Genomic DNA, 13,063 nt, shown 5'->3' with positions numbered 1-13,063 from the left:
CGGGCGACGCAAGATCGATCCGGCTGCCACCATGGTCGGCGTGCTGCTCACCCTGACCACCACGCACCGGCCGGCGACCGACCTCGGTCACCTGCTGGTCAAGCACCCCGACCGGGTGCAGTCCTTCGACGTACCGGTCGGCACGGCGCACGTCTTCTACCCGGAGGCGGACGAGCAGCGCTGCACCGCCGCCCTGCTGCTGGACGTGGATTCGCTGCGGCTGGCGGGCGCCCGTCGGCGCGGACGCGGCGGTCCGTCGGCCACGCCTGAGACGTTCAACCTCGGGCAGTACGTCAACGACCGGCCGTACGCGGCCTCCAGCCTGCTCGCCTCCGCCATGGCCAAGGTGTTCCGCTCGGCCCTGCGCGGCGAGTCGCGGGAACGCGCGGAGCTGGCAGCGACCCCGATTCCCCTGGAGCTGCGGGTGCCGGTGCTGCGATGCCGGGGCGGCGCCGAGGTGGCCGTACGGGTCTTCGCCCCGCTCGGCTGGACGGTCGAGGCCACGCCGATCCCGCTCGACGAGGCGTACCCCGAATGGGGCGACAGCCGATACGTCGACCTGCGGCTGACCGGTGTCCAGCGGCTCGCCGACGCGCTCAACCACCTGTACGTGCTGCTCCCCGTCCTCGACGACGCCAAGCACTACTGGGTGGCGCCGGACGAGGTGGAGAAGCTGCTCCGGGCCGGCGCCGGCTGGCTGGCCGGTCACCCGGAACGGGGGCTGATCACCCGGCGCTACCTGGCGCACCAGCGCGCCCTGGCCGGGCAGGCGCTGACCCAACTGGCCGAAGAGCGGCTCACCGACGAGCCGCTGCCCGCCGACACTGTCGACGACGGGTCCGACACCGCCGCGCAGGGGCGACCGTCGCTGGCGGCCCGCCGGCGTGCGGCAGTGCTCGCCGCCCTCGCCGACAGTGGTGCGAGCCGCGTGCTCGACCTGGGCTGCGGCTCCGGCGCGCTGCTCACCGCCCTCGCCGGTGACCGCCGGTACACCGAGATCGTCGGCACCGACGTCTCCAGCCACGCGCTGACGCTGGCCGCCCGACGGCTGCGGTTGGACCGGCTGCCGGAGCGGCAGCGCAACCGGATCAACCTCTGGCAGTCCGCGCTCACCTACCGGGACGACCGGCTGCGCGGCTACGACGCGGCGGTGCTCATGGAGGTGATCGAGCACCTGGACCCGCCACGGCTGCCGGCCCTGGAGGACGTGGTGTTCGGGCACGCCCGGCCGGGCACCGTCGTGGTGACCACCCCGAACGCCGAGTACAACGTCCGCTACGACGGGCTGCCGGCGGGCCGGTTCCGGCATGCCGACCACCGCTTCGAGTGGACCCGCGCCGAGTTCACCGCGTGGGCCGAGCGGGTGGCCGGCACCTACGGTTACCGCCTCCGGCTCTCCGGCGTCGGCGACGAGGACCCGGAGGTGGGCAGCCCCACCCAGCTGGCCGTACTGACCATCGACGTGCCGGACCCGGACCACCGGGAGCCGCAGCTGACGCCCCGGAAGGAGGAGCGGCCGTGACCGTACTGGACATCCCCGAACTCGCCCTGGTGGCTCTCGTCGGCGTCTCCGGTTCCGGCAAGTCGACCTTCGCTCGCCGGCACTTCCTCCCGAGCCAGGTGCTCTCCTCGGATGCGTTCCGGGCGATGGTGGCGGACGACGAGAACGACCAGTCCGCCTCCGCCGACGCGTTCGACGCCCTGCACTACGTCGCCGGCAAGCGGCTGCGCGCCGGCCGGCTCACCGTGGTCGACGCGACCAACCTCCAGCCGCACGCCCGGGCCGGGCTGGTCCGGGTGGCCCGGGAGCACGACGTGCTACCTGTCGCGATCGTGCTCGACGTGCCCGAGGCGCTGGCCTGGGCGCGTACGGAGGTACGCGCCGATCGCACCCTCGGCCGGCAGGTGCTCACCCGGATGCAGCGGGATCTGCGCCGGACGTACGGGCAGCTGGCCCGGGAGGGCTTCCGGAAGGTGCACGTGCTGCGCGGCCCCGAGGAGATCGACGCCGCCGAGGTCCGGTACGAGAAGCTGTTCAACGACCGGCGCGAGCTGACCGGGCCGTTCGACATCGTCGGCGACGTGCACGGCTGCCGCGCCGAGTTGGAGTCGCTGCTGGTCCGGCTCGGCTGGCGGCTGCACCGCGACGAGCAGGGCCGGCCGGTCGACGCCACGCATCCGGCGGGGCGTACCGCCGTCTTCGTCGGCGACCTGGTGGACCGCGGCCCGGACTCTCCCGGCGTGCTCCGCCTGGTGATGGGCATGGTCGCCGCCGGGCACGCGATCTGCGTACCGGGCAACCACGAGCAGAAGCTGCTGCGCCGGTTGCGTGGCCGCGACGTCCGGCTCACCCACGGTCTGGCCGAGACGATGGCTCAGCTGGAGGCGGAGTCACCCGAGTTCGTGTCGGCGGTGGCGAGCTTCGTCAACGGGCTGGTCAGCCACTTCGTGCTCGACGGGGGCCGGCTCGTGGTCGCCCACGCCGGACTCAAGGAGGAGTACCAGGGCCGGGCGTCCGGCCGGGTGCGCGCGTTCGCCCTGTTCGGGGAGACCACCGGCGAGACCGACGAGTACGGCCTCCCGGTCCGCTACCCGTGGGCGCGCGACTACCGAGGTTCGGCGATGGTCGTCTACGGGCACACGCCCACGCCCGAGCCGGAGTGGGTCAACAACACCATCTGCATCGATACCGGCTGCGTCTTCGGCGGCCGGCTCACCGCCCTGCGCTACCCGGAGCGGGAGCTGGTCTCCGTCGCCGCCGAGCGGGAGTGGTACGCCCCGGCCCGGCCGCTGACCGCTGCGCCGGCCCGTCCGGACGAGGTGCTGGAGCTGGGCGACGTGGCGGGCCGCCGGCACATCGAGCACGGCTACGGCTCGCTGACCGTACCCGCCGAGAACGCCGCCGCCGCGCTGGAGGTGATGAGCCGGTTCGCGGTCGACCCGCGCTGGCTGACCTGGCTACCGCCGACGATGGCCCCCTGCTCGACGTCCAGTCAGGAGGGGTTCCTCGAACACCCGGCGGACGCGTTCGCCGACTACCGCGCGGCCGGCGTGGACCGGGTGGTCTGCGAGGAGAAGCACATGGGCTCGCGGGCCGTGGTGCTGGTCTGCCGGGATCGCGACGGTGGTCGGTTCGGCCCCGGCGGCGGCGTGGTGCACACCCGTACCGGCCGGCCGTTCTTCGGAGAGCCGCTCGACACCGAGCTGCTCGACCGGGTGCGGCTGGCGATCGGCGCGGCCGGGCTCTGGGATGAGCTGGAGACCGACTGGCTGCTGCTCGACGCCGAACTGCTGCCGTGGTCGGCCAAGGCGGGCGGCCTGATCCGTGAGCAGTACGCCGGGGTCGGCGCCGCCGGCCGCGCCGCCCTGCCGGCGGTGCGGGAGGCGCTCGACTCCGCCGCCGCCCGAGGGCTGCCGGTCGGCGAACTGCGCGACCGGATGGCCCGCCGGCACGACGAGGTACGCGCCTACAGCGCCGCCTACCGGGCGTACGTCCGGCCGACCGAGGGTCTGCGCGGGGTGACCCTGGCACCGTTCGCGGTGCTCGCCGGCTCCGAGAGCAGTTACGCCGACCGGGATCACGGTTGGCACCTCGACCTGGCCGACCGGCTCTGCGCCGCCGATCCGGAGTTCTTCACGCCGACGCGGCGACAGGTGGTCCACCTCGCCGACGAGGCGTCGGTCGCCGCCGCCACGGACTGGTGGCTGGCGCTCACGGCAGCGGGCGGCGAAGGGATGGTCGTCAAGCCGTACGCGGGTCTCGCCGCCCGCAGTAAGCGGGGGTCGCTGCTCCAGCCGGGCATCAAGTGCCGGGGGCGGGAGTACCTGCGGATCATCTACGGCCCGGGCTATGACGAGCCGGAGCAGCTGAAGCTCCTGCGCCAGCGCTCCCTCGGCCGCAAGCGCGGGCTGGCGCTGCGTGAGCACGGCCTGGGCCTGGCGGCGCTGGACGGGCTTGCCGACGGCGTGCCGCTGTGGCGTCGGCACGCGCTGGTGTTCGCGATCCTCGCCTGCGAGTCCGAGCCGGTCGACCCACGGTTGTAGGTCTCGGCCCGACGGGTGCCCCGGCCCGGCCGGGCGGGTGCCGGAAGTAGCCGCCGGTGGCCGGGCAGGTGCTGGTGGTGGCCGAGGGGACCGGCACGCAGCGGATCCGGACGGCGGGCTGCGACAGCCGACACAGGTGTGACGTCGAGCACCGGGCGTCTCGGACGGCCACCTAGACTACGGACGTGCCGTCGCCGCCGGCGACTGAACGCCCCCACCGTTAGATCGGAGGTCGCTCGTGCCGACGCCCACCACCACCCTGGCCCTGGGCCCTGACTGGCTCGACCCGGAGTGGTTGATCTCGACGTTCGGGCTGCTCGGCATCCTGGCCATCGTCTTCGCCGAGTCGGGTCTGCTGATCGGCTTCTTCCTGCCGGGCGACTCGCTGCTCTTCACGGCGGGCCTGCTGACGGCGGACGGGCAATACATCACCTACCCGCTCTGGCTGGTCTGCCTACTGGTCACGATCGCAGCGGTCGCCGGTGACCAGGTGGGGTACGCGTTCGGCCGGAAGGTGGGGCCATCGCTCTTCCGGCGGCCCAACTCCCGGTTGTTCAAGCAGGAGAACGTGCTGAAGGCGCACGAGTTCTTCGAGAAGTACGGCGCCCGCTCGATCGTGCTGGCCCGCTTCGTGCCGATCGTGCGGACGTTCACGCCGATCGTGGCAGGGGTCAGCCGGATGAACTACCGCACGTTCGTGACCTACAACGTGATCGGCGGGGTGCTCTGGGGCAGCGGCGTGACGGTGCTCGGCTACTTCCTCGGCCAGATCCCGTTCGTCAAGGACAACATCGAACTCATCCTGGTCGCGATCGTGGCGATCTCGGTGATCCCGATCGCCATCGAACTGCTCCGGGCGCGGATCGCGGCCAAGCGGGGTGCCAGCGCTGCGGAACGGGCCGCCGCCGAGGAAGCGATTCGGGAAACCCGGCAGCACTACGGCAAGCACTGACCGGCCGGCCGTCCGGCGCCGTCCCGGTTCGGGGAGGGCACCGGACGATCGGTACGGGTCAGCGAGCCTTCTTGGTGGCCCGCTTGCGCGGCGGGGTCAGCAGATCGGCGATCGTGGCGATCGCCGTCGGCACCAGCCGGTAGTAGGCCCACACACCGCGCTTCTCCCGCTCCAGCAAGCCGGCCTCGGTGAGGATGCGCAGGTGATGGCTGACCGTCGGCTGCGAGAGGCCGAGCGGCGCGGTCAGGTCACAAACGCACGCCTCGCCCTCTGGAGCCGACTGGATCAGGCTCAGCAGCCGCAGCCGGGCAGGGTCGGCGAGGGCCTTGAGAACCCCGGCGAGACGCTCGGCATCGGCACGTTCGATCGGCTCGCCGGCGAGCGGCGAGATCTGAGGCATAGTCATTTCAGCCAACGCAGTTCCCACGTTTTCCATCCTTCCACCAGCAGCATCGATCCGCCTGCATATCAGCAGATCCGAATCGGCAGACTTTTACGCCACAAGGCCGAGGTCAGCCAACGTATAGGCCGCCCGATAAGGCAGTCCGGCGGCTCGCACCGCGTCGCCGGCACCTCGATCAACAATAACCGCCACACCGATGACCTCGGCCCCGGCCTCGCGTAGCGCTTCCACCGCGGTCAACACACTCGACCCCGTCGTCGATGTGTCCTCAACCGCGAGTACTCGACGACCGGCGACATCCGGTCCCTCGATCCGTCGCTGCAACCCGTGCGCCTTACCGGCCTTGCGCACCACGAAGGCGTCCAGAGGCCGATCGGTCGGAGCAGAGGCGTGCAGCATCGAGACGGCGATCGGATCGGCGCCCAGGGTCAGGCCGCCGACCGCGTCGTACTCCCAGTCGGCGGTGAGGTCGAGCATCACTCGACCGACCAACGGTGCCGCCTGGTTATGGAGCGTGACACGTCGCAGATCGACGTACCAGTCCGCCTCGATGCCGGAGGAGAGCACCACCTTGCCGTGTACCACGGCCAGATCGGTGATGAATTTACGCAGGTCGTCGTGGTCCCCCATGGCGATAGAGGGTACTGCTCGAGTCTGTGAGCCGCGTCTGGGGTCCACCGGTATCCATCGCTCGGGCGACCGATGCATGGCGATATACGACTACTCTGCGCGACGAAGCCCGCTCCGCTCGCCACCTGACGAACGAGATCCGGGCGGTGCCGGTCCCGGGCGACGGATCAGTTCGCGTCCCGGCCGGTCCGGCCCCGGGTGTCCTGGGAGACCGCGTGCAACAAGCGCCGCGGCGCGTGCCGAAGACCGGCGACGGCGAGCTTGTATCTCCACGACGGAACGCTCACCAGCTTGCCTTTCCGCAGGTCACGCAGCGCTTCGTCGACCACGTCGTCGGCTTGCAGCCACATCCAGCCCGGCGTCTTGGACATGTTGATGCCGGCCCGCTGATGGAACTCGGTGCGCGTGTAGCCGGGGCAGAGCGCCATCACACGTACGCCGAACGGCCGCGCCGACTGTCCGACGGACTCGCTGAAGTTGGTGACCCACGCCTTGCTGGCCGAGTACGTCGAACCGGGCATGACCGCGCCGAAACCAGCAACCGAAGAGACATTTATCACTGCCCCGCGCCGCCGATCGGTCATCGGCCGCAACGCGGCGAGGGTCAGGCGCATCACCGCGTGCACGTTGAGACGCAGCAATCGGGCCTCGTCCTCCGCCGAGGAACGCAGAAAAGGCTTGTTGAGGCTGATCCCGGCATTGTTGACCAGCAGATCGATCGGGGCGTCAGCGACGAGCCGCCGCTCCACGACGACGCAACCGTCGTCGGTGGACAGATCGGTCGAGATGATCTCGACGTCTCGTCCGCGGCGCTCCCTGAGTTCGGCGGCCATGTCGGCGAGGCGGTCGGCATCGCGGGCGACCAGCACCAGGTGCCAACCGTCGGCCGCCAGCCGGCGGGCGAACGCCGCACCGATGCCGGCCGTCGCACCGGTCACCAGGGCCCGCTGCTCGTCGGGCGCGGAGTGGGACGTCACGGAGGGTCCTCAGCTGTACGGCGGCAGGATCGATGCTGGCTGGTACGGGGCGGGCGGGGGCCCGGGTGGTGCGGCTGGCGTGGATCGACGGCGGAACCACACGTTCGCCGCCGGCAGGGCCAGCAGCGCGGCTACCACAAGGTAACCGAGTGTTTGCCCGATCGAAAGCCCCCCGCCCAGGGGGATCCACCATGACGGGTAAGCGTCGGCGATCAGGCCGAAAAGTTCGCCGTTCGTCTGGTCCTGGGCACCCAACCGCAACGGCACCGACCGCTGGCCGACGAACAGCGCGAGGCCAGCGCAGCCACAGAACGCGCCGAGCCCGCTGACGACCCAGACCGTCACCCGGGCGCCGGCGCGTCCGCCACCCACGCCGACCGCCAGACCGGCGAGAAGCACGCCGGCCAGCAGGCTGAGCACGGCGGAGACCACCGCGGAGGCGTGCAGCAGCGCGACCGTGCCGTCGACCTGGTCGGCGGGGGCGCCGCTCGCGGCGGAGCGGAACCGGTCGACGGTGCCGCCGATCACCAGCAGCCCGGCCATGGCGTACGCGACGGCGACGACCGCCATCAGCAGCAGCACGGCCATCGCCACCGTGACCGCGGCGGGACGGCGGGTCGGCACCGGATACGGGTACGACACGACGGATCCCTCCGATAGACGTCGACTGCAACCTATCGGAGGGACCCGTCAGCATGGCCGTTCTCCGGCCGTCAGCTCATCGGCGGCGGGGTCGGGCCGGGCCGGTCCGACGAGGGCGGCTGGTCACCGGGCTGACCGAACGTCGGCGGCTGACCGAACGTCGGCGGCTGACCGGCCGGCGGCTGACCGGGGATCGGCGGGTAGGAGGGGTCACCGGAGGACGGGTAGCCCGGACCCTGCGGATAACCCGGCTGACCCGGGCCCTGCGGATAACCCGGCTGACCCGGGCCCTGCGGATAGCCCGGGTATCCCGGGTAGGCGGCACCGGGCGTCGGCGGCTCCCAGACGGGCTGCGGCTTGCGGAAGAACTCGTTCGCCTTGGGCAGCGCGAGCAGAATCAGCGCGGCGAGCAGCGCGAGCACCGCGATCAACGAGATGGCGGTGCTGAGCGGAGTGAACCAGCCGGGCAGCGCCGCGTCGACCTGACGCTGGATCTCGTCCGGGCTCGGTGCGTTGCCACTGGCACCGCCGGTGGCACCACCGGTGAAGCCGCCCGCCGCACCGCTGGCCAGGTTGCCACCGGTGCAGCAGATCATGATGCCGCCGAGAACCCAGGTCGTGATCCGGGAACCGTTCTTGCCCCGGTTGTTGAGCAACGCCAGCACGACCAGGCCGGCCGCGATGAGCAGAGCGAAGATCGCGCCGCCGATGCCGACCGCGTAGGTGATGCCGCTGACCGCGTCGGCCGCTTCGGGATCGGTGCTGGCGTACGCGTCCCGCATCACGTCCCGGATGGTGCCGATGGTGGACAGCGTGACGATGAGACCGACGAGCTGAAGGACGGCGAAGAGGATCAGCAGATAGCTGGAAATCGTCACCACACCCGGCCGTGACCGGGCCGGCGTGCTGGGGGAATCGACCACGATGCTCCTTCCCTAGATCGCGCCCACACCGTATCGGCAATCGGCCAGCGCGGCAGGCCGCGACGCCGCCGCGAGGCACCCGACGTGGTGCTGCGGGAATGCGCGGATCAGTAGCCGCGCCACTCGGTGCGGGCGTACTCGAGGACCCGGGGTTGCAGCAGGGTCGACGCGGGCACCACGATGCGGCCCCGGTCGGCAGGGAAGGTGGCCGCCGCCGCCGGGGTCGCCGAGCTCAGGAAGTGCAGCCTCGGCGCGTCGGTGGGCAACGCCAGCGTGGGCGGCACGGCCTCGTCGAGCACCGTGGCCGGCAGTTCGGGTGGTCGCCCGGGCAGGCAGGCCACCGTCTCGGTCAGCATGCCGTCGCCCGCGCGCAGCACCACCTGGTGCGATGCGCCCAGCAGTCACAACTCGAGTCGGATCGGCCCGGGCAGGACGAGGTCGAGCACGTGCAGCGCGGGCCGCTCCACGTCGTCGCGGGCCAGGCTGAGGTCGGCCGCGCTGGTGTCGACGTACGGGGCGTCCAGGGTGACCAGCACTCAGTACTCCCCGCTCCGGTCCTCGCCGGCCTGCGGGTAGATCATCACCTCGGTGCGGTGCAGGAGTTCGCCGCGCGCCACCTCCCAGCCCGCCTCCCCGTAAGCCTCGAAGGAGAGCCGCGCCCCACCCGGCGCCTGGTAGTCGTGGTACCGCATGCTGCCGGCCGGGTCGAGGCCGGTGGTGCCGGTGGCCGTGAACCGGGCCTGCCCGGACTCTTTCCAGCTGTACCGCCTGCCCGCGAAGTCGATGGTCGGTGCGCCGGGAGTGACGGTGGCGCCGGCCTCGGCGGCCCAGAGCACCAGTTCCAGCTCCGGATCCTCCTCGACGGAGAGCCAGCGCCGTACGCCCTGCGCGTCGTCGAGCAGGTGCTCGACCCAGCTCCAGCCACCCTCGACCAGACGGATCGTGCCCCGCACCAGGTAGGAGACCTGACGGATCTCGACGATGTCGCCGGGACGCAGCCGGCGTGGGTCGCCGCGCAGCACGTCGGCGTCGTGATCCCGGAGCGGATCCGTCGGTGCGGCTTCGGGTGGCCGCCGGCTCCGGGACCGCCGCAGCGCCACGACGGCGATCACCACTCCGACCGCCCCGATCAAGCAGCCCACCGCCGTTACCAGCCACGCCACGGACCCGTTCACCGACCACCCTCCCCGGTACGTCGGCGCGAACGGTAACAACCCCGTGCACCAGGTTGAACGTGTAGCAGGTCGAGTGAGCAGCCGGTCACCCGGTGCCCGTGGGACCCTCTCCGGTTGCGGGGGTTCACGCGTCGGCGAGGCGGATCGCGGCGTACTCGCCCAGCGAGGAGCGGCCCATGAGGCAGCCGCTGAACGTGTTGAACTCGCCCGGATCGTCGCGCATCGCGGCCCACGCCGCCCGCGCGGCCAGCGGGTCGACCCGCTCCAGCAACGTCGCCGCGTACGCCCGGCCGGCCGGGGAGCCGTGCGCGAGCAGCCGGTCGACGTGCCCGCGTACGACGTCGGGGCGTTCGGTCAACGCGGCCTCGACCGTGCCGTACGCCTCGGTCACCGGCAGCAGCGTCCCGGCGAACCCGACCCCGCCGAAGGCGAGCGTGTCCGCCCGCGCCAGCTCCTCGACCGCGTCCCGGATCTCACGGTCCCGCTTCTTCCCGATCCCGAACATGCCCCCTACTTTCCCCGCCGCCACCCACCCCACCCGGTCGATCAAGGAGTTTGCGTCGACGGAAGGCGGTTCCGCGACGCAAACCCCTTGATCACGAGGGCTGGGCGGGGTGGGGTGGGCGTCAGGCAGGGGTTACCGTGAGGGCGTCCTTGGTGGGGGTCAGGTCGACCTTGACCGTCTGGCCGTCGCGGATCTGACCGGCCAGCAGGGCCTTGGCGAGTTGGTCGCCGATCGCCGTCTGGACCAGGCGACGCAGCGGGCGGGCACCGTAGATCGGGTCGTAGCCGTGCTCGGCCAGCCAGCCCCGGGCGGCGTCGGTGATGTCCAGCGCCAACCGGCGGTCGGCGAGGCGGTTCCGCAGCCGGACGAGCTGGATGTCCACGATGGATCGCAGATCCTCCTCGCGCAGCGCGGCGAAGACCACCACGTCGTCGAGCCGGTTGAGGAACTCCGGCTTGAAGTGCGAGCGGACCACCGACAGGACACCCTCCCGACGCTGCTCCTCCACGAGCGTCAGATCGCTGACCACCGACGACCCGAGGTTGGACGTGAGGATCAGGATCGTGTTGCGGAAGTCGACCGTCCGCCCCTGGCCGTCGGTGAGCCGGCCGTCGTCGAGCACCTGGAGCAGGATGTCGAAGACGTCCGGGTGGGCCTTCTCCACCTCGTCCAGCAGGATCACCGAGTACGGCCGGCGGCGCACCGCCTCGGTGAGCTGGCCGCCCTCCTCGTAGCCGACGTACCCGGGCGGGGCACCGACCAGGCGGGCGACGGAGTGCTTCTCGCCGTACTCGCTCATGTCGATGCGAACCATGGCCCGCTCGTCGTCGAAGAGGAACTCGGCGAGCGCCTTGGCCAGCTCGGTCTTGCCGACGCCGGTCGGCCCGAGGAAGAGGAAGCTGCCGGTGGGCCGGTCCGGGTCGGCGACGCCGGCCCGGGCGCGGCGTACCGCGTCGGAGACCGCGCCCACCGCCTCGGCCTGGCCGACCACGCGGTCCCGCAGCGACTCCTCCATCCGCAGCAGCTTGGCCGTCTCGCCCTCCAACAACCGACCGGCCGGGATGCCCGTCCAGGAGGCGACCACTGCCGCGATGTCGTCCGCGCCGACCTCCTCCTTGAGCATCGCGCCGTCCGCCTGGAGCCGGGCCAGCTCCTCCTCGGCCTGCTTGAGGTCGGCCTGCAACGCCGGAATCCGGCCGTACCGCAGCTCGGCGGCGCGCTCCAGCTCGCCGTCGCGCTCGGCTCGCTCGGCCTCGCCGCCGAGGCGCTCCAGCTCCTCCTTGGCGGTCGAGAGCTTGGTGATGTGGCCCTTCTCCAGCTTCCAGCGATCGGAGAGCGCGGTCAGCTGTTCGCGCTTGTCGGCCAACTCCCGGCGCAACCGCTCCAGCCGCTCGGCGGAGGCGTCGTCCGGCTCCTTGGCCAGCGCCATCTCCTCGATCTCCAGCCGCCGCACCGCCCGCTCGATCTCGTCCACCTCGACCGGACGGGAGTCGATCTCCATCCGGAGCCGCGACGCCGACTCGTCGACCAGGTCGATCGCCTTGTCCGGCAGGAACCGGTCGGTGATGTAGCGGTCGGAGAGGGTGGCGGCGGCGACCAGCGCGGCGTCGGTGATCCGTACGCCGTGGTGCACCTCGTAGCGCTCCTTGAGCCCGCGCAGGATGCCGATGGTGTCCTCGATGGTCGGCTCACCGACCAGCACCGGCTGGAACCGCCGCTCCAGCGCCGGATCCTTCTCGATGTGCTCGCGGTACTCGTCCAGCGTGGTCGCGCCGACCATGCGCAGCTCACCACGGGCCAGCATCGGCTTGAGCATGTTGCCGGCGTCCATCGAGCCCTCGCCCTTGCCGGCACCGACGACGGTGTGCAGCTCGTCGAGGAACGTGATGACCTGCCCGTCGGAGTTCTTGATCTCCTCGAGCACCGACTTCAGCCGCTCCTCGAACTGCCCGCGGTACTGCGCGCCGGCGACCATCGCGCCCAGGTCGAGCGAGACGAGCTTCTTGTCCCGCAGCGACTCCGGCACGTCACCGGCGACGATCCGCTGGGCCAGGCCCTCGACGATCGCGGTCTTGCCCACGCCGGGCTCGCCGATCAGGACCGGGTTGTTCTTCGTACGCCGGGAGAGCACCTGGATGACGCGCCGGATCTCCGAGTCCCGGCCGATCACCGGGTCGATCTTCCCCTCACGGGCGCTCGCGGTCAGGTCGACGCCGTACTTGGCCAGCGCCTGGTAGGTCTGCTCCGGGTCGGCGGTGGTGACTCGTCGGTCCCCGCCCCGTACGGTCGGGAAGGCGGCGACGAGGTTCTCCTCGGTGGCGCCGACGGCCTTCAGCGCGTTCGCGACCGCGCCACCGACCCGGGCCAGGCCGGCCAGGAGGTGCTCGGTGGAGGTGTACTCGTCGCCCAGCGGCTGGGCGATCTGCTCGGCGGCGCCGATGGCGTTGACGAACTCGCGGGCCAGCGTCGGCTCGGCGATGCTGGAGCCGCGCGCGGCGGGCAGGGCGTCGACCGCACGCTGGGCCGCCCGGCGCAGCTCGGCAGGATCGGCCCCGACGGCGCGCAGCAGGCCGGCGGCGGTCGAGCCCTCGGTGTCCAGCAGCGACAGCAGCAGGTGCCAGGGCTCCACGGTGGCGTGACCGCGCTGATTCGCCAGCGCGACGGCACCGGTGATGGTCTCGCGGCTCTTGGTGGTGAGACGTTCCGTGTTCATGACTCCCCCGGATCGACAGGTCCGCTAGGAAGGACACAACCAGAGTTGAGCCTATTCCGCTCAACCCTGTCGGTGTGACTCCCGTCACCCGATCCGGTT

11 protein-coding genes and 2 pseudogenes are annotated in these 13,063 nt (G+C 71.6%); 3 read left to right on the top strand and 10 right to left on the bottom strand.

The genetic code is table 11. The annotated features are described in order from the left end of the window. The first annotated feature begins 40 nt into the window (after positions 1 to 40). From BXA10_RS06855 to BXA10_RS06845, 3 genes are all read left to right on the top strand, one after another. Complete coding sequence (locus BXA10_RS06855) at positions 41 to 1,522, top strand: 3' terminal RNA ribose 2'-O-methyltransferase Hen1 (RefSeq protein ID WP_076469253.1); 1,482 nt, start codon at positions 41 to 43, stop codon at positions 1,520 to 1,522. Beyond that, on the top strand, positions 1,519 to 4,044 hold the full coding sequence (locus BXA10_RS06850) for a polynucleotide kinase-phosphatase (protein WP_076468721.1): 2,526 nt from the start codon (positions 1,519 to 1,521) through the stop codon (positions 4,042 to 4,044). Before BXA10_RS06855 ends, BXA10_RS06850 begins: the two co-directional genes overlap by 4 nt. 238 nt (positions 4,045 to 4,282) lie before the next feature. Further along, positions 4,283 to 4,996, top strand: coding sequence for a DedA family protein (locus tag BXA10_RS06845; protein ID WP_076468719.1), 714 nt, complete (start codon positions 4,283 to 4,285; stop codon positions 4,994 to 4,996). Positions 4,997 to 5,054: 58 nt separating this feature from the next. Here the strand turns inward: BXA10_RS06845 and BXA10_RS06840 are convergent, their stop codons facing one another. From BXA10_RS06840 to clpB, 10 genes and pseudogenes are all read right to left on the bottom strand, one after another. After that, positions 5,055 to 5,432, bottom strand: coding sequence for an ArsR/SmtB family transcription factor (locus tag BXA10_RS06840; protein WP_076468717.1), 378 nt, complete (start codon positions 5,430 to 5,432; stop codon positions 5,055 to 5,057). A 57-nt stretch (positions 5,433 to 5,489) separates the two neighbouring features. Then, complete coding sequence (gene pyrE / locus BXA10_RS06835) at positions 5,490 to 6,029, bottom strand: orotate phosphoribosyltransferase (RefSeq protein WP_076468716.1); 540 nt, start codon at positions 6,027 to 6,029, stop codon at positions 5,490 to 5,492. A 167-nt stretch (positions 6,030 to 6,196) separates the two neighbouring features. After that, a complete protein-coding gene (locus BXA10_RS06830; RefSeq protein WP_076468714.1) occupies positions 6,197 to 7,006 on the bottom strand; it encodes an SDR family NAD(P)-dependent oxidoreductase in 810 nt (269 codons plus the stop codon). A 9-nt stretch (positions 7,007 to 7,015) separates the two neighbouring features. Further along, entirely contained in the window at positions 7,016 to 7,594 is a 579-nt protein-coding gene (locus BXA10_RS06825; RefSeq protein WP_076469251.1) for a hypothetical protein, read from the bottom strand. Between the two features lie 125 nt (positions 7,595 to 7,719). Beyond that, positions 7,720 to 8,571, bottom strand: coding sequence for a hypothetical protein (locus BXA10_RS06820; RefSeq protein WP_076468712.1), 852 nt, complete (start codon positions 8,569 to 8,571; stop codon positions 7,720 to 7,722). A gap of 107 nt (positions 8,572 to 8,678) precedes the next feature. Continuing rightward, positions 8,679 to 8,858, bottom strand: a pseudogene (locus BXA10_RS32055) (polyamine aminopropyltransferase); the annotation flags it as partial. After that, positions 8,856 to 9,107 (bottom strand): annotated as a pseudogene (locus tag BXA10_RS32050) (DUF2617 family protein); the annotation flags it as partial. The pseudogenes BXA10_RS32050 and BXA10_RS32055, both read right to left, overlap by 3 nt. Further along, positions 9,108 to 9,746 (bottom strand): DUF4178 domain-containing protein, encoded by a 639-nt coding sequence (locus BXA10_RS06810; protein ID WP_076468710.1) that lies wholly within the window; start codon positions 9,744 to 9,746, stop codon positions 9,108 to 9,110. A gap of 124 nt (positions 9,747 to 9,870) precedes the next feature. Continuing rightward, positions 9,871 to 10,251, bottom strand: coding sequence for a hypothetical protein (locus BXA10_RS06805; protein WP_076468708.1), 381 nt, complete (start codon positions 10,249 to 10,251; stop codon positions 9,871 to 9,873). A 121-nt stretch (positions 10,252 to 10,372) separates the two neighbouring features. Next, positions 10,373 to 12,964, bottom strand: coding sequence for an ATP-dependent chaperone ClpB (gene clpB, locus BXA10_RS06800; protein WP_076468706.1), 2,592 nt, complete (start codon positions 12,962 to 12,964; stop codon positions 10,373 to 10,375). Positions 12,965 to 13,063 lie beyond the last annotated feature (99 nt).

This window comes from Micromonospora avicenniae, from assembly GCF_900156065.1.
Taxonomy (GTDB): Bacteria; Actinomycetota; Actinomycetes; order Mycobacteriales; family Micromonosporaceae; genus Micromonospora; species Micromonospora avicenniae.
This window is presented reverse-complemented; position numbering and strand designations above follow the sequence as displayed.